General features: G+C 31.5%; 9 protein-coding genes. 1 reads left to right on the forward strand and 8 read right to left on the reverse strand.

From position 1 onward, the window contains the following. The 6 genes from PG913_RS06695 to PG913_RS06720 are packed head-to-tail and all read right to left on the reverse strand — an operon-like array spanning window position 1 to window position 22,422. Window positions 1–16,584: a T9SS type B sorting domain-containing protein gene (locus PG913_RS06695; protein ID WP_271230047.1), complete on the reverse strand. Its 16,584-nt coding sequence runs from the start codon at window positions 16,582–16,584 to the stop codon at window positions 1–3. Next, window positions 16,547–18,361: a hypothetical protein gene (locus tag PG913_RS06700; RefSeq protein WP_271230048.1), complete on the reverse strand. Its 1,815-nt coding sequence runs from the start codon at window positions 18,359–18,361 to the stop codon at window positions 16,547–16,549. Before PG913_RS06700 ends, PG913_RS06695 begins: the two co-directional genes overlap by 38 nt. 17 nt (window positions 18,362–18,378) lie before the next feature. Then, window positions 18,379–18,969 carry a hypothetical protein gene (locus tag PG913_RS06705; RefSeq protein WP_271230049.1) on the reverse strand — a complete coding sequence of 197 codons (591 nt, stop codon included), beginning with the start codon at window positions 18,967–18,969 and terminating at the stop codon, window positions 18,379–18,381. Further along, complete coding sequence (locus PG913_RS06710) at window positions 18,933–20,075, reverse strand: PorP/SprF family type IX secretion system membrane protein (RefSeq protein WP_271230050.1); 1,143 nt, start codon at window positions 20,073–20,075, stop codon at window positions 18,933–18,935. Before PG913_RS06710 ends, PG913_RS06705 begins: the two co-directional genes overlap by 37 nt. A 31-nt stretch (window positions 20,076–20,106) precedes the next feature. Beyond that, the gene (locus PG913_RS06715; protein ID WP_271230051.1) at window positions 20,107–20,229 is read right to left on the reverse strand and encodes a hypothetical protein; all 123 of its coding nucleotides are present in this window, start codon (window positions 20,227–20,229) and stop codon (window positions 20,107–20,109) included. Window positions 20,230–20,238: 9 nt separating this feature from the next. Then, window positions 20,239–22,422, reverse strand: a complete 2,184-nt coding sequence (locus tag PG913_RS06720; protein ID WP_271230052.1) for a T9SS type B sorting domain-containing protein — start codon at window positions 22,420–22,422, stop codon at window positions 20,239–20,241. A gap of 245 nt (window positions 22,423–22,667) precedes the next feature. Here PG913_RS06720 and cmk point away from each other — a divergent pair, with 245 nt between their 5' ends. After that, complete coding sequence (gene cmk, locus PG913_RS06725; RefSeq protein ID WP_271230053.1) at window positions 22,668–23,357, forward strand: (d)CMP kinase; 690 nt, start codon at window positions 22,668–22,670, stop codon at window positions 23,355–23,357. An 88-nt stretch (window positions 23,358–23,445) separates the two neighbouring features. Here the strand turns inward: cmk and PG913_RS06730 are convergent, their stop codons facing one another. Beyond that, window positions 23,446–24,501, reverse strand: coding sequence for an RluA family pseudouridine synthase (locus tag PG913_RS06730; RefSeq protein WP_271230054.1), 1,056 nt, complete (start codon window positions 24,499–24,501; stop codon window positions 23,446–23,448). 16 nt (window positions 24,502–24,517) lie between these two features. Then, window positions 24,518–25,099 carry a PASTA domain-containing protein gene (locus tag PG913_RS06735; RefSeq protein WP_271230055.1) on the reverse strand — a complete coding sequence of 194 codons (582 nt, stop codon included), beginning with the start codon at window positions 25,097–25,099 and terminating at the stop codon, window positions 24,518–24,520. Window positions 25,100–25,118 lie beyond the last annotated feature (19 nt).

Genomic DNA, 25,118 nt, shown 5'->3' on the forward strand with positions numbered 1-25,118 from the left:
TTATCTGTATAAAGTAAAGTGCCCCATTAATTTTTTCTCTTCTCCTGATAATTCATTATAATAAATAGTGTACCAATAATCTCCGGCAGGTAATGGATTACCATCATAAGTACCGTCCCATCCTTGTACAAAACCATTATAGTTTGCAATTTTACGAGCATACCTATCATAAATATGTACTCTTATATTATGATAATTTTCAACATCTAAAGGATACCAGTAATCATTAATTCCATCACCATCTGGTGTAAATAAGTTTAACACTTTTATAGATACATAAGTTCCTCTAATATTTAAGGTTACTTCACAACCTCTAGCATCTCTTACAGTAATTTTATAATCTTTTGTTTGTAAGATAGTAAATTCTTTCTCTGATCCAAAATCACTACCATCAATACTATACTCATAAGGTTCTAAACCAAAATCAGCATTAATTGTAATTTTATTTTTCTCAGAATCATCAATGGTCATTGATAATTCTTTAATATCTAAAATCTCAGGAATATAATTTTCTGGATTATCATTTGAATCTTCAGAACACAATGTTGCAATATGAGTAGCTCTCACTACATAACCATCTCCTGCTGCTACATTGATAAATTCACCTGAAGTATTTGTTATTACTGCAACATTATTATCGTCATATAAAGTATAACTTACTTCATTTGTAAACTTCTCATCAACAATTGCTTTAATAAAATTACCTGTTTCACATGTATACTCAAAATCTACAGTTAACTGTAAATCAATAGGAGTACTTGTTGTTAATTGACTTAATAATTCTGAAGGACAATCACTACCAGTACCTCTAACACCTATAACATATGTAGTACCTCCGTTTATAAATTCAGAACTACCTAATGTTATTTGATTTTGATTATATGGTATTGGTAATTCTAAATTATTAATACTAATATAATAAGGTGCTGTTCCCCCTTGAACATTAACTGTAATTGTTGGTGTTGGATCATTTAAACAAACCTGTTCTACTACATTAACTAAACTTATTTCCAATGGGTCTGGCTCTACTATTTCAACTTCAAAAGGAGTTAAAATCGTACACCCTTTAACATCTCTAATAGTTACTTGATATATACCTGCATAAAGGTTTTCGAATACACCATTATCTGTAAATTTATTTTCTGGATATAATGGATTTGCTGGTACTGAAACCAAATTATATTCATAATCTCCATTACCACCTATACCTAATGCTGTAATAATACCTGTGTTAGTTCCAAAACAACTTACTTGTTGAGTAACAACAGTAGTACCATCTAATAAATCTGGTTCTTTTATATCATAAGGATCTGTTATAACATAACATATAACACCAAATCTATTAGTACTTCTTATATTAATTTGATAACTACCTACATTTAAATTAGAAAATGTATTTGAAGCTTGCCATGGAATTGTTATTGCTGTACCAGCTTCATTTGTTCCTTCTAATTGATATTCATAATTATTAAAACCACCAACTACATCGGCTGATAAAACTCCGTTACTATCATCTTTACAAGTAATAAACCCTGAAATTACATTTAATGTTGCTTCTAACGTTTCATAAGTAGCAACTGTAACTGTTGTTTGATCTGAAATACAACCTTTATCATCTTTTACATAAAAAGAATGTGGTCCTGCTGTTATATTATTAAATATGTTTACTGGACTAAAATTAATACCATCGGCACTAAACTCATAAGGTCCTGTTCCTCCTGCTCCTGATACAGTAACTGTTGCAGTAGGTACACTACAAGTAATATCTGTAGTAATATTTGCTGATGCTATTACTTCAATAGGGTCTACAATAGTAATTGGATATACAGGACTTACACAACTGTATCTATTATCTACAACTCTTATTGTATAATTTCCTGCTGATAAGTTATCAAAAACATTTGATAATTGTGATACTTCTAATCCGTTACTAACGTATGTTAAAATATAGCTGTAATTATTTGCTGCTGTATCTTGTAATTGACCACCTGTTACATTTGTTACAGTAATACTTGCACCAAAATCACCTTCACACTGGTTTAAAACAGGAGGTGCAATAGTCGCAACTAATGGTGTTCCTCCATCTAATGTAAAGCTTTCTGTATGTGTACAATTATTAACATCTTTAATAGTAACATCATATATTCCTGCATCTAATCCTTTTATTATTGAATTGGCGCTATATGCTTGTTTTACATCACCTGTTGTTGTATTTATTAATTGATATGTATAACTACCCCAACCACTTGTTCCTTGTAAAACTACCTCACCTGAATTAGGGTCAACACAAGATATATAAGAAAGTGCTGTTGTTACACCTAAAACTCCTGGTGATTCCAACACCTTAAATGGTGCTGATGATACATCACAAAATGGACTATCTGTCATCTTTACGGTTACGTAATAATCACCAGATTCTAATCCTGTTAATGGCTCAATTACGTTACCCGTACCACTGCCAGTAATAGTTGTTGTTAAACCACCTACATTAAATATTTCGTAAGTATAATTTCCGTTATATTCTTCTATTGAACTAAATATTAATTCAGCACTTCCAGAAGGTGTTCCGAAACAAGATACATTATTAATATTGTTAACATTTAATACAAATGTTGGTACTTCGTTTACAATATATTCTGTTGAGAATACACAACCTGTTGCTGGATTTGCTATTGTAATTACATATTTATCAACTAGTAAATTTGTAAATGTTGCTAAATCTGCACCTAAAATAACTGTTTCCGTTTGTGTAACTGTTGTAGCAGTACCTGTTATTGTATAAATTAGGTTTGCTATATTTTCAGTTGTTTTTACAGTTATATTTTCTCCTGTATCACAATCTATTTCTTTTGATACTAAAATATCAGCAGCGGTTACTTTTTCAAATAGTAGAATTGTTCTTGTTGTTGTATCAGAACATCCTGCGTCATCAAATACTGTTATTGTTACTGTACCTCCTGCTTCATTAAGTACTGTATAATTAAATGATGAACCTTCTTGTTTTATATCATCTGAAAGATCTGTTGGTGTTCCGTTATCATATACAAATATTGCTTTTTCAAAACTTGGTACATCAGTTGGAGTAACAATTCCACCTTCAATTTTTGATTTATCAATAGTTATTGTAGCCAAATTTGTATCATTACCAACAGTACAATCAAATTCTGTTACAGTTATTGCTGGTTCAATATTTATTATTGATTTTTCTGATATAGTTACAGTTTCAGATGTTGAACAACTATTATTTCCTGTTGCTGTTATTGTATAAGTTGCTGCTGGTAAATCAATAAATAAATCAGAAGTAATACTGCCTACAGTATTTGGGTCAGGACTTATAGTGTAACTTAATGGATTAATACCATTATTAGTTTGCGACATTTGTATAACACCTGTAGCATCACCATTACAAATATTATTTATTGTAGCTACTGCAATAAATTCAGGTTCTATTTTTGATGAAATAGTTACTGGTATCATTATAGAACATTCAGGTGTTGCTCCTGTATCAAAAACAGTAACTTCATAACTACCGATTGTTGTTGGATTAAAAGTTAAAGTTTTAGTTGTCAATAGAGTTCTTGTTACTACTGCACTAGGTCCTGTTATTTGATAATCATAAGTTCCTGAACCTGATAATAAATCTAATACAACACTTGCATCTGGATTTATTGAACAATCTAATTTTTTAGTTTCATTAACTGTAAAAATTAAATCTGGTGAAATAATTACATTCGAAGTTACATCTGGAATCCCAATACACAAATTAGCATCTACCACACTTACAGTATATGTTTCTGTTGGTAAATTTGTAAATGTATGAGAAGTAGCGATAAACACTCCTGTATTTTCAACTTCAACTCCTGTACTATTTGTTAATATGTATTTATAAGTTCCTGAACCTCCTGATGCAGTAACCGTTATAGTTCCTCCTGTTGATAAATCACAAGCTGTGTCATTTTTAGCAACACTAAAAGTTACCTGTGTAGGATTATTAATAAGTATTACTGTTGAAACAACTTCACATCCACTACTATCACGTACACGTACCGTATAACTTCCCGAAGATAAATTGTTAAATACATCATTATTTCCGTTGGTTGCAAAATCGTAACCAGTAACTATTCCTGATGTATTTTCTAATTGATACTTATTATCACCCCAACCTCCTATTGCTGTAGCGGTAATTGTTGCATTTGCTCCATTAATACAACTAACTTGTGTACTAACTATTCCTGTTACACTTAAAGCAATTGCTGATTCACTAATTGTGAAGTTAGCTGTTTGAGCTGTACAAGATGGTGTATTAAGTCCCATATCAATTGTTACATAATAATCTGCTGCAACTAAGTTTGATATTAGTGTTGGTATTCCTCCTGTACCTATTCCATTAGCTACTGCTACTGGATTGCCAACCATAAATACTTCATAAGTATAACCTAATGTATATATTGGGCTATTAGAACTAAAGTCTAAAACAGCACTTCCATCATTTCCTCCTTTACAACTTATATCTACAATATTTGTAACACCTATACTATAAACTGGCTCTGGATTTACTGTATGATAAGTAATTAATTCACATCCTGTTGTTGGGTGAACTATTGTTATTTGATAATCACCTGTTGGTAAATTATCAAAATCTCCTGATGTTCCGTTTTGTGTTACTGCTGCGTAACTGTTACCGTTAATTCCTTCAATTTTAATATCCGCAGATATTCCTGAAACAGTATCAAATGTTACCGTTATATCTTCACCTGTAGTACAAGTTATGGCTTTATCTAAACTTATATTAGGGTTTGTTAAGCCATCAAGTGCAGCTATTGTTGCAGTTGTTGTTCCTGAACATCCTTTATCATCAGAAACGGTAATAGTAACTATTCCTCCTGATATGTTATCAGTATTAAATACAAAACTATTTGAAACGATTGGAGTTTCTGCTGTTCCGCCTGTTGGCGTAAATACAAATTCTACACTTGTATAAGTTCCACTTCCACCTAGTATTGATGATTTATCAATTATTACTATGGCATTATTTGTTTTATTCGTTCCTGTGCTACATGCAAATTCTGTTACAGAAATAGCTGCTGATGGATCTACTATATTGTTTTCTTTAATTGTTACAGGAACATCTGCTGTACATATATTAATTCCTGTTGCTGTTACAATATAATCATCCGCAGGTAAATTTATAAAATCTGTCCCTACTGGTGTAGCTGTAAATGTACCAGCTACGTTATTTATAACATAAGTTAATGGTGTAATTCCGTTAGCTACTGCTGTTACCTGAACTACTCCTGTTAAACTATTCTTACAGATATCATCAACAATAGCTATTGCTGCAAAATCTGGTTCTATTCTTGGTTGAATTTCAATTGTATTTGAAATTCCACGTGTTGATGTTGGTAATGCATCAGTATCTGTAACTGTTACTGTATAAGTTTGTGGTGTTGTATTTCCACTTGGAATTGAAATCGTAAATGGATTTGATGTAACAACAACTCCTGTTGATAATAATCCATCAACTGAACCTACAACATTATAGGTATAGTTCGATGTTCCATTTGTCCATGAAGACAATGTTACTCTTACAAGCCCATCTGGTGCTACTGAACAATCTACTTTCTTTGTTTCATTTAAAGAAAAATTAACATCTGGATTTATAGTTACTGTATTTGTACTTGGTACTAATGGAATTCCAACACATAAATTAGCATCAAGAACACTTATTGTATATGTTTCTGCTGGTAAATCTGTAAATGTATGAGCAGTTACTACAAACACTCCTGTATTTTCAACTTCAACTCCTGTACTATTTGTTAATATGTATTTATAAGTTCCTGAACCTCCTGATGCAGTAACCGTTATAGTTCCTCCTGTTGATAAATCACAAGCTGTATCATCTTCTGTGATACTAAAAGTTACTTGTGTAGGATTATCAACAACAATTACTGTTGAAGGAGCTTCACACCCACTACCATCACGTACACGTACAGTATAATTTCCTGCAGGTAAATTATTAAATACATCATTATTTCCGTTGGTTACAAAATCGTAACCAGTAACGATTCCTGATGTGTTTTCTAATTGATATATCGTATTACCCCAACCACCTATTACTGTTGCAGTAATTGTTGCATTTGCTTCGTTTATACAATTAACTTCTGTAGTAACTAATCCTGTTACACTTAAAGGTATTAAAGCTTCATTAATTGTGAAGTTAGCTGTTTTAATAGTACAAGCTGTACCCGTAGCACTTGTAGCTGTCAATATAGCTTCAACATAATAGCTTCCTGCGGATAAATTATTAATTGTTTGTTCACCAGTTACACCAGTTACTAATCCACCTATTGCAGTATCTGAGCTATCATATAATTGATAATCATAAGCACTTGCGTAAATAGCACTTGTTGTCGAAAAATTAAATGTTATTTGTCCATTATTATCAGAATTACAAGTTTCATTTACTGGATTATATGCTATTAAGTCGTATACTGGTGCATCTCCAACAGTGTGTGTTTTTGTTATAGAACAGTTCGTTACTGTATTCAAAACTTTAACTGTATAAATACCTGGTACAAGAAAGCTAGTAAAATTACCATCATTATTATTTTCTAACTCTGTACCCATGCTATCAAGTAAACTATATATTACTACAGGTGTTGCTGTAAGAGGTATAAAAGTCACATTTGCTGTAATTCGTTCTCCTCTATTACAAGTTATTGCATCGGCTATATTTATTTGAATATCATCTAATTGAATATATTCATTAATAGTTGCGTTTACTACATTTGAAGAACAACCTTCATCATCAAAAACTTGTATTGCTACCGTTCCTCCTGATGTATTTGTTGTTGTAAAAGTTAAACTATTACTGTCTTGTATTTCTTGTGGTCCTGTTACAGGTGTATATGTAAAAATAACTTGTGAATAATTACCTGTTCCACCTGTTATTAAATCAACACCACTATTTGGTAAAGTTACTGTTGCTATATTTTCGACATTTGTACCTAAATCACATTCAAATTGTGTTACCGTTGGTGTTGTTGCAACAATTGGTTCTAAATCAATTATAGTAAGTGAAGGATATGTAAATGTACAGCCATTAGCAATTCCTGTTGCTACAATTTCATATTCTCCTGCGGCTAGTGTACTAATTACTAATCCTGGAAGAGCTACGGCTGGTGTTCCTGCTGTAATATTTCTTATTGTAAAACTTAATGGATCTGCTCCGTTAACAATAGGTGATATTGTTATTTCTCCATTTGTAGCACTATCACAAATATTATTTTTAGTGATATTCGCTGTAAAAATTGGTGTAATTGTGTTTGATACTGTAAATGTTTTTTCTAATGAACAACTATTTAGTGTATCAAAAATTTTAATAGTATGATTTCCTGTATTTAAATTGGCAGGTAAAGTAAGAGTAGTTCCTGCAAAAGCTATTGCAGGTAAATTACTATCTAAACTATATTCATAATTTCCTGTACCAGAACCTGTATTCACAGTTATTGTTGCTGTTGCATTATTTGCAGGCATACAGTCTGGTATTGTTATATTAGTAATATCAAAAGTAATATCAGGATATACTGTAAAATTATATGTATTCTCACAACCATTAGCATCTCTTACTGTTAATGTTTGATTTACTCCATCAGGAATGCCATTCATAGTATATATTGCTGTAGTTATTGGAGCTGTAAAATTAGTTCCATCTAATGAATACTTGTAAGGAGCTAAACCTCCTGTTGTATTTATATCAATAGTATTTACAGCATCACAACTATTTACAGTAACTGAATTAATAGTTGGATTATCACTTACATTTATTGTTTCATTTAAAACAAAAGAACATCCGTTACTATCTGTAACTGTTACAGCAACATCTACAGTAGCTGTAACTGGTGATGGATATGCAACACTTACAATTCCACTATTATTATCAACTGTTGCAGTTGCACCTACTGCAGTAACAGTGTAAGTATATTTAGGAACTGTGTTATTAGGGAACCCACCATTTATATTTTCTATACGTATTTGACCTCCTGTATTACAAGTAATATCTCTCAATATATTTAAATTTCCTGTAAAAGGAGTTCCTTTTAATATTTCTACATCCTTACTACCCCATTTACAAATATTAGGAAATGTACCACTTGAAGTATCTTCAATAACAATAAAATATAATCCTGAAGACAATCCTTGTAATAATGGTTCTGGTATAGCTGTGGTATTTAATGTAAAAGGATATGTTGTTGTATTTGGTATTATACCATTAATTCCTGTTAATGGAACATCTGTAAAACCATCATATAATTGCCAGTTTAACTCTTTTCCATCTAAAATAGTATCTGTATCTTCTATTAAAAATGATAACTCACCATTATCAATAGCACCAGGACATGATTGATTTGTGGCTGTTGGTGTTATAGTAACATCAAAACCTGTATTTGTAGGTTCAGTTGCTTGATCTTGTGCTTCTGCAATACAAGTTGTACTTGTATCTCTTACATAAAAATCATATTCGACTCCTGGAATTATATTTGTAAATATTTTTCTTCTATAATCAGAACCTACAGCATTTGTATTCGTTCCTGATAGAACAGGATCTTCAGATGCATACCATGTTAAGAAACCAGGAACTGTTGATGGATTTATAGGATCTGGTGTTAAAGAAAACTCAAAAGGACCAACTCCATCAATTGCTTCAACTGTTACTGTATATCCTGTTGTACAATCACCAGGAACAATTTTAATAAGTATTTTTAATCCATTAACGCTATAAGGCATTACAAAAATACCATTGTTTAACTGACATCGTACAGTACCATCTGTGTTTAAAATTCTAATTGCTGGTCTATATAATGTACCTGGAATTAAACCTCTTACGCTATATAGATTATCTCCAGGAGTTGGATGTGGTGCTGCACTTACTGAAGGAGTAAGTGTATTCATATTTGTCCAACCTGTATTAGTATTACTATCTAAAGTATACTCAACAGTATAAGGAGCATAACTTGCTAAATTTAATGACCCAAAATTAAAATCTAAGCCTGTATTAGTTAATGTTACATCTTCACAATTAGCAGGTAAAATAGGTTCTATATTTAATACTATTGGAGGTAACTCTATTAAATCAAATGTTTTAATATCTGTACAACCAAGACTGTCAGTTATTTCAACTTCATAATCTGTTCCTGCAGGGATACTATTAAAACTAAAATTAGGTAATGTATAATTATTTAACGTTGTTATTATTGTTCCTAAATTATCTTTTAATGTTATGGTATGCTCAATTTCTCCAGTACCTGCTGTTATAACACCATCTACACTTCCTAAATCACCATTACACTGAGGGTTGTTAGGTGTTAATATTATTTTAACATCTGGTACATCATTTATAACAATGTTTGGTAAACTAATTGAACAAGCATTTGCACCTCCATTTTTATCTTGAACAGTAACCGTATAAGTTGCAGCTGTTGTTATGGCTATTTCATTACCAGTAATAGTTGTACCTGCTGATGGGCTTATCGTATATTGATAATTACCATCACCTCCATTTGGTGTAATTACTATTTTTCCAGAATTACAACTAATATTTGTTGGTGTTGCAAAAGCAGTTAATTCTGGATTTATAGTAACGGTATCTGTTACAACACACATTGATTTGTCACGCACACTAATACTGTGTGGTGAAGGTGTATTTGATAAACCAGTAATAGTATATTCTAAAGGCGTAATTGATGTTGGTGTTAATGATTTCCATCCACCATTATTTGTATTAATTTGATAATCTCCATTTCCATTTGTTACGGCTACAACGATAGTTCCATTAGTACCATCGTAACAATATTCTGGTGTTAAATTAAAAGTAATATTTTCTTTTGGATTAACAATAACTGTAACAGCATCTGATGGACAACCTAATCCGTTTTTATCCGTAGCAATAATAGTATATGTTCCTACTCCAATACCTGTTAATGTACTTCCTAAAGAAGTATTTGTGTTATCAAAAAGTTCGTAAGTATAAGGTGCAATTCCTTTTGCGCCAATAGCTTGTATTGTTGCTCCTACCTCAGTACCTGTTGCATTACATGTAATTCCTTGTATTACTGATGCTGTTACAGTTACTTTAACTGGTTGATTTAATGTTTCTGTTGATACAGCTACATCACAAAGTGGTGCTATTGCATTTTGCCTAACCCTTATATCATAACTTCCATCTGCTAAAGCTGGTATTATAAATGTATTTGTTGATGCAGTCTTCCAGTTAGTTCCATTATCTATAGAATACTGATATGGTAATGTTGCATTTACAGCTTCAATAGTAATAGTACCATCTGATGCTCCAAAACATAAAGGATTCGTTGTATTAGTCACTGTTGCTCCAAAGGCTTTATCTGTATCTAAAGTTACAGTGATATCAGTCGTACAGCTACTTCCATAAGCTACCGTTATTACATGTGGTGTTAATTGTGAAACATTATTAAAAACTCCAGTATTATTATCTGTTGTTGCATTACCATCTAATGTGTAAGTGTAACTAGCATCAAGAGGAGTTATTGTTATATTCCCTGTTCCATCACAATTATATGTAACTGCACTTACTAATACTGGTGTTGTTGGTAAACCTTTTATTTCTACTTGATTTAAAGCGATCTCACAATCATTCGCATCTAATACTTTTGTATCATAAATTCCTGCGGCTAATCCTGTTACTGTAGTTCCTGTTATAGGTGTAAAATCAGTAATTGGTGCACTAGCTAATTTGTAATAAAAAGTATAACCTGGTGTTCCATCTGTAGGGTTTGTAAAGTTTATTCCTCCTTGAATAGTACCTCCTGATGTATTACACATAAAATCTACAGGTGTTGCCGTACCTCCTGCTAAAGCAGATGGTACTTTTATTGTTTCTGTAGCAACTGGTGTTTGTGAACATCCATTAGCATCTTCTATACTGATAGTATATGTATCATCTGCTAATCCTGTAAATTCATAGTTTAATAAATTACCTGTTTGTACTACTGGTGCAGATAGTAAACCTGTTACAGTTACTGTATAATCTGCTGTTCCATTTGCGACTACAACTTTTATTGTTCCTGTTTCTCCAGAACATTCTGGTTGTGTAGCTGTTGTTGTTATTGTTGGATCAACTATTCGTGTTACTATTTTTGTTGTTTTAGATTCACAAAAATCAGTTCCTAGAGTTCCTGTTCCTTTATGATCTCTTACATAAATATCCCAAGTTCCTGCAGCAATAGTTATTGGTTTTGTTACACTAAAACCTGTTGCTGCTGCTCCACTAGTTACTACAGCATATACGTAATCTCCATCTCCACCTGTTGCAGTTATTGTTAAATCTCCAGACTTACAGCTTTCGTTTGTTGTTATTGCTGATACTTCTAATTCTGGTAAAATAGTTGCCGATTTCGTTAATTCACAAGCAAATTTATCAGTTACTGTAATATTATAAACTGTATCTGATAACCCTGTAAATGTGTACTCATTTGGAGTTGCAGGATTTGGCGTATAAACAGTTACCCCATTATCTCTACTAAATGTATAATTTCCATTTCCACCTGTTACTATTACTTTAATAGTTCCGTCATTAGCACCACTATAACAAAGTTCTGGTGTTAATTCAAAAGCTATATCTTCTTTAACAGCTACTGTTATAGGAAATGGAACTGATGTACATAATTTAGAATCTGTTGCAATTATAGTATAATCTCCTGCAGATAAATCTGTAAATACATCACCTTGAGATACTCCTGCATCATTAAATAATTCAAAAGTATAAACTGCCCCATTTCCACCACTTGCTAATGGTGTTATCGTTGCCCCTGTTGCTGGAGTACACGTAATTTCTTTGGTTACTTTTGTTAACGGATCTACAATTACTGCTGATGGATTTGTTAATGTTTTATTTAATATTACATCACAACTTGCTGTTGTAGCTCCTAAAGGACGGACTTTAATTTCATGATTTACACCTCCGTTAAATCCTGATATTGTAAATGGATTACTTGTTGTTGCTACCCAAATTATACCATTAAAGTATTCAAAAGTAGCTGGTGTTATTGATGGAAAAGAAACCGTTACCTCTATCTCTCCATTTGATTCTCCTATACACACAGGATTTGTTTCATCCGTTATTGCTGCTGTAAATTTCTGATCTGCTTTAACTTCTTCATTAATAGTTACAAAACAATTACTTCCATAAGCTACAGATACCGTATGAGTTCCTACTGATACATCTTCAAAAACTCCTGTTGTATTTGTTTCTGCACCTAAAGTATAACTATATATTATTGGCAATACTGCTGCTGGCGTTGCTGTTACTTTTATATTTCCTGTTCCATCACAATTATAAGTTACTCCACTTGCTAATGTTGGTTCAGTTGGTAAACCTTTTATTTCTACCAGATTTAAAGCTCTAACACAATCTTCTGCATCAGTCACTTGTGTATCATAAGTACCTGCTGCTATATTAGATACTGATGTTTCTCCAGCTAACAATGGTGTATAAACGGTATCAGATGTTAATTTATAAGAATATATATAATCTGTTGTTCCACCTATTACTTCTGAAAAAGTAATTGTTCCTGATATAGTTCCTGAAGCACTACATGCAAAATCAGTTGCTACTGCTTTACCATTCTCTAAAGCTGCTGGTACACTTATATTTTCTATAATATTTATTGATGAACAATCATTAGCGTCAATAATTACAATAGTATGATTACCATCATTTAAACCACTTATTGATTGCTGATTACCTATTATATCTTGTGGTGTTCCTCCATCTAAAGTATATTTAAAAGGAGCTATTCCATTTGATATGTCTAAATCAATTGTTCCTGTTTCACCAAAACATTTAGGTTGTGTAACTGTAACAGCTACTGTTGGATTATCTATTTTAGTAATTTTAACAGCTATTTCTGATACTTGGCAGAAATCAGTTCCTCCATTTTTATCTCTTACATAAACATCATAAATACCTGCTGCTACATCTATAGGATTTGTAGTACTAAAATCAGCATCTGCAACTGTATTTCCTGTAGGGATTACAGCAAATATATAATTTGTATCTCCTCCTTCAGGAGTTATAGTTATTTGACCTGTTTTACAGGTTTCATTAACAGACGTAGTTGTTAATTTTAATTGAGGATAGATTAAATGTGATGTTTGTGGTGATACACAACCTGAACTATCTTTTACGTCTATTGTATACGTTTTTGATATTGTTGTTGGTGGATTTAAACCATTTGTTTCATCAAAAGTAAACGTAGTTGCATCAACATCAGTAGGAGTTTCCCAAGTAGTACCTCCATCAATACTAAATTGATATTTTCCGTTTCCATCTGTTACATTTACTACAATTTCTGCATTTGAACCATTGTAACAATTATTTGTAATTGAAGCAGTATGAACTACATCTTCAGCTGCTTTAACTTCTACTTCAACAGGTGTACAAACTACTCTGTTAATTTCTATTTTTACATCATCAATAAAATTACCATAACTATCACCCCCAGTTGAAGAAACTGCTTCAAAAGCAATTACAGTAGTTGTTTGCCCTGCAGGTACAATATATGGCGTTGCGCCTGAAGAATATTGTCCCCAAGCAGTATTATCATCAGACATTGTTGCTTTAATAGTTCCTGTAGCAAGACTTCCTCCTATTTTTACTGTAGCAACATCAACACCTGACCTACCTCTATGTACTACCGACCAAGATATTACATCTCCTGGTTTTGTACAAAATTCTTGATATAAAGCACCTACTTTATTTGCATTTAATTCAGCAAAAGATGTACCTTCATAAGGAGGTACTCCTTGAAAACTATTATACCAAATTTCGATTTCATTGTTTTCAGGTTCTGTTGTATCCCAGCCTGGAATTTGAGATTCATCACGTATTAAATAACCATTTCCTGTTGCTGATTTTTCAGGGTGATCTTCAAATCCTCCATTTTCAAATGGATTTACAGTACAACCACATTGGTCACAACGTCTACTATCAAGTAGTAATATTTTATAATTTGTAGCACTTGGTGCTATATTTGTGTATATATATTGATCACTGACAGAGTCTTGCCAAGTAATACCATTATCTATACTAAACTTGTACGGAGGTACTCCACCATCTGCAACTACTGTTATTGTAGCATTTTCAGTACAAGTTGCTTGAGTTGTTACAGTTGCCGATGTTAATTCTAATACTGGAGGTTCTCCTATTTTTATAATACCTAAATCAACAGGGCAAGTAACTTGATTTGGAGCAATACCTGTAACTTCTCTAATAAGCACGTGATAATCTCCTTTTGGTAAACCTACAATTCTATATGGATTATCTCCTGTTTCTTCCCATGTAGTTCCATTATCTGTAGAATATTCATAACGTCCATCATAAAAATTCTTTGCATCAATAGTTATTGCACCATTATCTGAACCATAACAATCACTATCTTCTTTACTTATAAAACTCGCTTCAAATTGAGTTCCGTTAACTGTTACATTAATATCTGTTGTACATGAACTACCATAATCTACTATGAAATTATGAGCGCCATCAGGTACATTATAAAATATATTATTACCTGTTTGTTCTAATGCTCCTAACTTATAAATATAATTTGCGTTAAATGGTGTTATAGTTACAGTTGCTGTAGTATCACAATTTAAAGCTATTGAACTTCCTAAAGTTGGTGCTGTTGGTAAATTAGGTATAGTAATACCTGGTAAAATAAACTCACAATTATTCTTATCTTTAATTACTAAAGTATAAGCTATATTTGTTAAGCCTATTTTTATTGGATCTGTTGTAAAATCACCATTAATACCATATGTGTACGGAGGTGTTCCTCCTGTTGTTTTTGTTATATCAAAAGTTATAGTTCCATCTTGAGCACGTGTATAATCTTGTGTTTGTGATGCTTCTGCGTATAATGCTTCTGTTTCGGTAATTTCAATATCTGGAATTTCATATAAACATTGAGCACCTCCTTTAGTAGCACGTATGTAAACAGTATATAAAGTACTTGGTGTTGTTGCATCTAAATTATTAAAAACTCCTGAAGCAAACCAGTCTGTATTATTAATACTATATTCTATTGCATAGCCAAAATCATCAACTACTTGAGCATTTGTGATTCCTTTATCATTACAATTTACAGGTGTTTCTGTATGTGTAAATGTTAATGGAGCTTCTATAATAATTTCAACTTCATTTGAAAAACTAGGGCAATCGTTTGAATCTATTATTACAAAGACATATTTACCTTCACTTCCGTTAGGAACAGAATAAGTATTATTTGTTGTAAAAAGAGGATTTGTTGAAGAATAAGCAGCTATCGGTATACTTGCTACATCGGCATATAATGGCGTACCATCTTTTGACCAAACAGCATATGTATATGTTTCACCAGCAGCGGTATCAATAGTTCCTCCAGCTCCTGTTAACGTAATAACTCCTGCAGAACTACCATTTAAACAAGTAATATTTTTAGTTATTGATGCAGTTACAAAAAGAGGATCTGGCTCAACAACATTAGTTATTGATTCTTCAGAACAATCTGCAGTAGTTGCTTTAACAACATATAAACCATCATCTGTTACATCAAAAGAAAAATCTTTATCCGTTGTTGAAGGCAATGTAGCCACAGTTAATCCTGTAGCACTATTAATTAATGTATATGTAAAAGGACCTGGTGCATCACCATTTAATTGTCCTATTATTTTTGCAACACCACCTTCACACTCCATATTTATTATTGGAGCGACTGTTAAACCTAAAGCTTGTTTTTGAATATTTATGTTAGAAAAAGGAAAACTACATGCTGCAGATGTTGAACCTTTTAACCTGATAATTAAATCATAATCTCCTGGTTCGGTTAAGTTTGTAAAACTATTTAAATCTTGAAAAGGAGCATTATACCCTGCAGGACCTGTTAAACTATATTCATAACCTGCTGGCACACTATTTACAGTAATACTACCATTAGTATTACAAACAATATTTTCCTTATCGATAATAGGTGTTAAGCTCCCTGTAAACACATTAAAATAATAGGTAGAAGGGCATTGACCATCATATAAAACCTCAATTTTATATTGACCAGCTGTTGCAAAACTCATAGAAAAAGGAGTAGTAGGTACTATTTCATCCCAAGAACAATCAGTAGCTATATTAGGACAATTATTTTTTAACGGTAAATCTGTTGGCTTGGTTAAATCACAGGGCTTCGTTTCATCTAATTGGAACCATTTTACAGTAGTTGCAGTTGCTCCTGTAAATGGTAAATTTATATATCTAGAATCTCCTGCTCCACATAAATATATTTCAACTAAATCAGATACCGGATTAAGACAGTTTACAACTTGATCTGCAAAATCAATTAAAGGGTTTGGTACTGTATTATAATCTACAACATTTATCGTTTCTGTAGAGTTATCACAACCTGAAGTAGATACTTTTTTTACTATATAAGTTCCTATTTGGGTTGCTGTATATGTTTGTGTGTTTGCTATTTCAGTACCTGGATTATTTGTATTTTCCCATTGAATAAGTATCAAAACCATCACCTGCTGTAAGAACAACATTACCTCCACAAAGAACTTCTGTACGTTCAAATGCACAGCTACTTATATTTATCAAAAAATTTGAAGTACCTGATATACCTAAACCACAAGGTTCAATACCAGAAAGACTTGGGTTATCATTTATTTGATTATAACCAGGCGTATAACCAATATCTGTTGGATCTAATCTAGATAAATCTCTTTCATAACTCGAAAACGCTTGATTTTCTACATTATTAGCACAAGAAGCTAATAAATCACTACAATCATTAGTTACTTCAACTTTCATTCTTATAGAATATTCAGCACCACCCATTTTCATTAAGTCATCTGGTATAGAAAACTCTAATTTACCTCTAAAACCATTACCTGCTGCAGGTGAATCATAAGTATATGTTATACTAGGATCTGATACAATAATATCTGCTGGTGATAATGTTACATTTTTAGGTAATTCATCTATAATTTTTGTCTGTTTTGCATTATCAGTACCTACACTTTTAAAAGTTAACTTATAAAACAAATCACTTCCTAAGGGTACTAATTGAGCATTAGGTATAAGAACACCTGCTGCATCTTCTAGTGTTTTAACTAACTTAACTTCAGGTTCAATAACCTCAATAGACATAGCATTTAAAAAAGGATAATAAATATCCCCCGTAGAAGTAAATCTAACATCAGCTGAAGTTTGATTATTATCTATAATACTATTACCTGTATTATCTAATTTAATTTGATCTACATCAAAACCGAATGTATTTTCACTTGCAGGTTCTCTTGATAGTAAACTACCTGCATAATAAGAATCATAAACAGTTATACTTCCATCAAAAAAATCACCTTGAGTATTTAGATTATTAAAAACTTCTATATAAGAACCTAATTTATCCTTAAATTCATAAATATCACCAGGTATATTTCTATCTCCCTCTAAAGCTCCCAAAATTAATTCTGCCTTAACATTACCTGTTGGAATTGTTTGAAAACCTGAATAAGTTAATTCTACTTCATTGTAAGCAACTTCAGCATATCCATCAAAAATTGAAATATTTTTCTTTGTTTCAGTATCATTTTCATAAACAATAACCATTGTCCAACCTGCTGAACCACCACTAGCTGGCTGCCCTTCACTTGCTGTTATGTTTGCTGCGGTATAAGTACCATTTGGATTTGCTTCTGCTTGTACCAAGGCAGTTACATCTTTAAAACAAGTATATAAGCTATTCGTATTACTTAAAACTTCTCTATTATTATTAGTGGCACTAATATCAATATAATTAGTAGAAGAAGGTAATTTAAACTTCATTTTACGATAATCTTCTGAACCTCCAGTATATACAGCTGCCCAATATAAACCAGCATATACAACACGTGAACAATCTGGTAACTTTAAAATAGCTCTACTTGATGAAAAGGTATCATCAACTCCATTATTATCAACATCAACATAACCATCTACGTCAATATAGTACATATTATTTCCGTTATTACCTTGATCTCCATTATAAGGGTCTTCTGGCTCTGATAAAACCCAATTTGGTCCATTTACCCACTCACGTATATTTAAAATATTATTAGCAATAAAAGTCATGTTACCACGTACATTTATAGACTCACGTTGTTCAAAACTATTTGGTTTTTTAGCTAAATCAGAAAGAGCAACAGCATCTAACATTTCACCTTTTCGTTCTGCTAAATTTGGTATAACTGTATCTAAAGTTTGTGAAAACGAAACTGTTAACACAAATAAACTGGCTAATAAAAATATTTTTTTCATCATGTTGAGAAAATTAATTATTTTATATGGACTATTGTTTTACGATCGTAAAACGCACCTTTTAAATTACTATTATATAAACTAATAACCTCTTCTCGGTTGTTAGTTTTGGCTATATACACATGCATATAACCTGTATTAGGATTTATAAAATATCCTGCTTCAATATCATCATTTCTTAATTCATCAACATTTCTATCTGCTAATGATTTTTTAGAATTTACATAAACTTGTAAATAATACCCTGGCTCAACACCTTGCATATTAGACATGGTTCTTACTCTTGCTACGGGCTGTCTTTTAGGTTCTTTATAAGATTCACCTGGTTTTCCTATTGTTAATTTAACAACATAAACAGGATCTTTACCTCCTTTTTTAATATCTATTGATGATTGATCATTTTTATCATCATTTTCAAATAAACGTGTTTTATCATTAAAATCATCTACTTTATCTTCAGCATCTGATTCTTTGGCATATCTATCAATATACACATAATACCATTTATCGGTAGGATCATAAATATATTTAGCTTTTATATCTAATTTTTTCCATTTATCTATCAATACCTCTACATTTTCTTTATTGGTATATCTATCTGAAACCACATAATACATAGTACCACCACCGCCACCACTAGGTTTTTCAATTGTGCTTTCACGCCAAGGAGCTGTTGACCTCCTTTTAAAGAAGTATCTTTTTCATCACCTTTAATTTCTATAGGTGTAAATACTTTTACAGGTGTTGTCTTTCTTATTTTTAATACAGGTTTGTTATTTAACAAACGTAATATATTGTCTACTTTTTTATTTAATATATCTATTGAATCTTGAGCTCTTTGCACTTCATCAGATAAATCATTATGTTCTTCATCTTTATATACTGGTTTCTTTTTAGTAGCTCTTTTTGGAAGTGTAATTTTTACTTTACCTGTTCTTCTTTTTGGTCTTTCTCTTTTATAAGATTTTTTATCAATGATATAAATCAAACCAACTTCATTTGTTGCTGAAAATTTACTTTTCTCATAACTAAATCCAATAGCTAGTTTATCAGAAATATTCACACCTAAACCTGCTGAAATCCCGTATACATTATCATAACCAGCTTTTACCCAACCAGCTTTAGGTAAATCTAATATAACACTACCTGCCCCTCCAAAACCTTCTTCACCAGCTTTTCGACCAATAACTAATGTTCTTAAATCAGCGGCTTCAAAAATACCTGAAGCATAGGTAAACTCATGAGAATACATCGCATGAGCTGAAAAAGTTTTATCACCAAAAGAAGTAGCCATTTCGCTACTTTTTAAATTAAAATCTACTAGATTCTCAAAAAACACTCCAACATCAAACTTACCAAATGACAAAGTAACTGCCGGTTGTAACATTACAATAGGTATATCTTGAAAATTTGCAACCTGCGGGTCTGGAATAAGAGTGTTTTCTTTTAATCCATTAGCGCTTCTTCTACTGTATAAGAAATTAAATCCAAAAGTTAAATCCATATTTTGATTTAACTGTAATCGCTGAGCATAATTAGCAATAGCACCAAAATCTTTAAAAACTCCAACCTCTTGTTGATAAAGAGCAAAACCTGCACCAACACTTTCACGCATTTTCCCTGAGTATGTTGCTACATGTAATCTTGGATTATCTTCAAAATCAACATTACTATTACGAACAATAGCTGTTATTGCTGTTTTATTTTCTCTCAAAGCAGAAAAAGTCGGTATCGTTAAAAAACGATTAAACTTCACTGAAGTTTCGAGAAGTAAAACTATTATATTGTTGTGCATCACTAGATACTTGTGCTTCTAAAGACAACACTGTAACTAATAAAAATATGATATATGTAATTCTTTTAATCATCTTTAATCTTTAATCTAACACAGATATTGTTCCTGCTTTAATCAAAACTTCTTCTTTTATTATTTTATAATAAAATACTCTTTGACTTCCTAAACTTTCAAGTGGCCAATCATTTTGATAATTACTTGTTTTTAATATTTCTTTTCCGTTAGAATTATATAATTCTATAACCACTGTTGGTTGAAACGCATATTTATTTGAAATCTTCCAAGTATCATTAATCGCATCTCCATTAGGAGTTACAACATTTGGCACAACAACTTGATCGTCTTGCTCTATTACTTCAATAACTTTTTCTACACCACAAGAGCCTACAGTAGCTACGACCGTATAAAAACCTATTTCACTCACATCTAAGGTTTCACTTGTTGCTAATGGCATTCCACTAGCACTTTCACCTTCATACCACAAATATGATTCAGCTCCTGATGCTGTTATCGTTTCTATTTCTCCTTCAACTAGCACCACTTTTTCTGAAGGAGTTACTACTATAGCTGATGCATCAAATAAAACCACATCTATAGTTTCAATTATTTTTTCACAACCAAAACCAGTCATCTTTAAAAGATAAGTACCAACTTCTAAAACTTCAAAATCAGTAACATTAGTGGCTACAGGTACGGTATCCGCATCCTTAAACCATTCATATGTATAACCAGCTACTAAATCACTTATTGTATAAATAATACTACCTCCTGGACACAGTGAATTTGATGAAGGAAGTGAGGTTATTAAAGGTTCTTCCTCAGTCAACTTAATATCTAATTCATTGGAATATACATCTTTAAAAGCTCCTATACTAATTTCCATCTTATAAAAACCATTTTCTGTATACGAACTAAGAGTTAACTCATTATTTGTAGCATCAGAAATAGGTACATCATTAAAAGTCCATTGATAAGATAACATGTTTAACTGCTCTGTTGTTAAAACATATACATTATCATCTTCAGTAATAACATTAACCTTTTGCACTCTTAAATCAACACTTGTAGCATTACATGATTCATAAGTATCACTAGTAACAATAATTGGTTCGAATGACTTAATAGCTAATAAACTCATTGTTTTTGAAGGCTGTATTACAGCACATCCATCAACAGCAGACTCTATAATATCTATAACGTAATCACCTGATTGATTTACATTTAATGTAGTTTCATTAATACCAAAGAGTTTATTCCCATCCTTGTACCATTGAACAGTGTAAGTAGTAGAACCTGTCACAGTAACAGATAAATCGACAGCTTCACCAGGTAGCAAAGGATAGAACAAAGGTGTTTCATCTGTTATAGTAAGAGTTGGTGTACTTTCTTGTGTTAATTCCACCTCGTTTGAGTTTGTTAAACAAGTACCTGTATCAATTTCTAAATAATAGCTTCCTAATTGCCCTGTTGATGGGGTTGTGTATGTTGATGTATTTGAAGAGTGTACTAACACAGTATTAAGATACCAATTATAAGTATAAGAAGTGTTAACAACATTAGCTTCAAAAGTATGTAATTCTTCTCCACATATTTGAATGACAGAAGCTCCTTTTATTTGCTTATCTTCTTCGCTTAAAATATTAACATCTACTGTTGTTGAATTCACAAAACTACACCCACTATAATCAATTTTAACTTGATAGGTACCTCCTTTCGACACGCTTAAAACAGGATCTATTGTTGTTGTAAATAGGACACCATTTCTATACCATTCATACTCTCCTTTTTCAGTTGTATTTAAGGTTAAATCGGCAGAATCTCCATCACATAAAAAAACGTGTTTAAAATCATTAAGAACTAAAAACCCAGTAAACATTTTATATGCTTTAAAAGGTTCAGAATCTAGACTAGTTTTTACAGGAGAACTAGCTACTAATCTTATTTTATAATTTGACCCAAAAGTATCATCCGGCAATATAAAAGTGCTATCAAAATTTAATAAAGAATTAGCAGTTGTTATTGTACCTAAATTAATTGGTGCATCCCAAATACCATTACCATCAGATAATTCTATTGTAAATTCATTATCCGAAGGAAATACTCCTGTTGTAGCAAAAGAAACTTTAAAAGATTTAGTTGGACTATCACCACAAGCAATAGGCACTTCTAACACGGGCTGTAATATCTCTTGAGACAACACTATAGTTGTCACAAAAAACAAGAACATCCCTAAAAGTATTTTTATGCTTTTATTTATTGTTTTCATTTTAAAATCCCGTACCTAAAGAAGAACAAATATATACTATTTATATAACAAACATAGCAATATACTAAATCAATATTTAACATACAAATAACATTGATAAAAATAAATAATATCATAGGCATGAACTAATTAAGAACATTAATACTACTTAATTCTTTAAATAAAAATAGCTATATTATTGTAGTGAACCATTAAGAAAATATCAAAATCTATTGTATATTCGTAGAACTAATTATTACTACTTTATGAAACAGAAAATCACAATAGCCATTGATGGCTTTTCATCTACAGGAAAAAGTACTATTGCAAAACAATTAGCAAAAAAACTAACATATATTTATGTTGATACTGGCGCAATGTATAGAGCTGTAACTCTATATGCTATACAACAAAATCATATTTCAGATACTCATTTTAATACTGAAAATTTAATTACAGATTTACCAAAAATATCACTTGCTTTTATTTTTAATGAAAAATCTGATTGCACCGAAATACATTTAAACAACATAAATGTTGAATCTGAAATTAGAACTATTGAAGTTTCTAGATTAGTAAGTAAAATTGCAACTATTTCAGAGGTTCGTAAAAAATTAGTAAGCGAACAAAAAGAAATGGGAAAAAATAAAGGTATTGTTATGGATGGTAGAGATATTGGTTCGGTTGTTTTTCCTGATGCTGAGCTAAAATTATTTATGACTGCAGCAGCAGATAAACGTGCTACTCGTCGTTACAAGGAATTATTAGACCGTGGTGATAATGTTACTTTTGAGGAAATACTTCAAAATGTAGAAGAAAGAGATCATATTGATGCTACACGAAAAGATTCTCCATTAATTATGACTGAAGACGCCATAGAATTTGATAACTCTAATATGGGATTAGATGATCAATTTGATCGTATTATGACATTAGTTAAAATGAGATTAAACTAAGTAATATAACTTTAAATAAAAAAAACCAGCTTTTATAAAAGCTGGTTTTTTTCTATACTATACTTTTCAAGCGTTAGTACCTAAAAAATTATTCTTCATCCTCTTCCTCTAAATCTACTAACTTAGAGTTTTCTGAATAAGTACGCCATTTTACTAAACACGCTTCGATATCCGAAGGTATTTCTGTATTAAACTGCATAAATTCATTTGTTATAGGATGTGTAAAACCTAATGTTTTAGCATGTAACGCTTGTCTTGGTAAGGTTTTAAAACAGTTTTTCACAAATTGTTTATACTTTGTAAAAGTTGTTCCTTTTAAAATATCATCACCTCCATAACGCTCATCATTAAATAATGTATGACCAATATGTTTAAAGTGTGCTCTAATTTGATGAGTTCTTCCTGTTTCTAATTTACATTGTACTAATGTAACATAGGTTAAACGCTCTAAAACTTTATAATGTGTTACGGCGTGTTTTCCCTGATCACCTTCTGGAAAAACATCCATCTGTAAACGATTTTTAAAACTACGTCCGATATTTCCTTCAATAGTTCCTGTATCTTCTTTTACATCACCCCAAACGATGGCATAATATAAACGTTCGGTAGTTCTATCAAAAAACTGTTTTGATAAATGAGTCATTGCAAATTCATTTTTTGCAACAACTAATAAACCACTAGTATCTTTATCAATACGATGCACTAAACCAGGGCGCTCGTTTGAGTTTGTTGGTAAGTTTTCAACATGATGAATTAATCCATTTACTAAAGTTCCTGAATAATTCCCATGACCAGGATGCACAACCATTCCTGCAGCTTTATTAACTACAATTACGTCATCATCTTCATAAACAATATCAATTGGTAAATCTTCTGCAACTAATAAATTCTCCGCTGGAGGATACGCTAAAACAACACGAACAACATCTCTTGGTTTAACTTTATGATTCGGTTTTACAGCCAAATCATTTACCAAAACGTTTCCTGCTTTTGCTGCTTGTTGAATTTTACTTCTTGTTGAGTTTTCAATGAAATTCATTAAAAATCTATCAACTCTTAATGGTTCTTGACCTTCTGTTGCTACAAACCTATGATGTTCGTGCAATTCGTTATTTTCTATTTCTAAATTCGTGTCTTCCTGCATTAATCAATTATATAAATTAGTTACCATTACCATCACCTAAAATCAGGCTAATAGTTGTTTTTTTTGGCAATTTTGTTCCTGGTGTAATTTTCTCACCGTTATATTTTAACCCTCTAACAACATCTTTTCCAATATCATTTACCAGTGTTATTTCTTTACTTACAATAAACCCTTGCGACTTTAAGTGTGTAGTTGCTTGTCTTTTAGTACGACCATTTAAATTTGGCACTTCAATATCTCTATATCTAGACGGATTTAAAGTCAAATAAATTTTACGTTTTTCTTTTACAAAATCGTTTACTGCCGGATTTTGCTCTATAACTGACCTCTTCGGATACTCAGGATTATAACTAGCGCTATCAATAATGATAAAATCCAAATTAAGTTCGTCTAATTTTTTTTCAACTTCAGCTAATGACATTTTATGCAAATTCGGTACTTGTATTTTTTGATCATGATTGGTTGTAACACCTAACCACCACTGCAATACAAAAACGATAACAAACAACGAAACTATCGCTATTCCTATTTGTATAAAAAATGTTTTACTTTTTATAAATTGAAATAAATTTTTTAGTTTATCAGAAAAATTACTCATATTATTTTTTTATTCGATA

It is taken from the genome of Tenacibaculum pacificus, from assembly GCF_027941775.1.
GTDB classification, from domain to species: Bacteria; Bacteroidota; Bacteroidia; order Flavobacteriales; family Flavobacteriaceae; genus Polaribacter; species Polaribacter pacificus_A.

Coding starts and splice junctions, on each gene's coding strand:
- PG913_RS06720 (WP_271230052.1), bottom strand. CDS start 22,422: ATGAAAACAATAAATAAAAGCATAAAAATACTTTTAGGGATGTTCTTG.
- PG913_RS06695 (WP_271230047.1), bottom strand. CDS start 16,584: ATGGTTTTGATACTTATTCAATGGGAAAATACAAATAATCCAGGTACT.
- PG913_RS06715 (WP_271230051.1), bottom strand. CDS start 20,229: ATGATTAAAAGAATTACATATATCATATTTTTATTAGTTACAGTGTTG.
- PG913_RS06700 (WP_271230048.1), bottom strand. CDS start 18,361: ATGAAAAAAATATTTTTATTAGCCAGTTTATTTGTGTTAACAGTTTCG.
- PG913_RS06735 (WP_271230055.1), bottom strand. CDS start 25,099: ATGAGTAATTTTTCTGATAAACTAAAAAATTTATTTCAATTTATAAAA.
- PG913_RS06730 (WP_271230054.1), bottom strand. CDS start 24,501: ATGCAGGAAGACACGAATTTAGAAATAGAAAATAACGAATTGCACGAA.
- cmk (WP_271230053.1), top strand. CDS start 22,668: ATGAAACAGAAAATCACAATAGCCATTGATGGCTTTTCATCTACAGGA.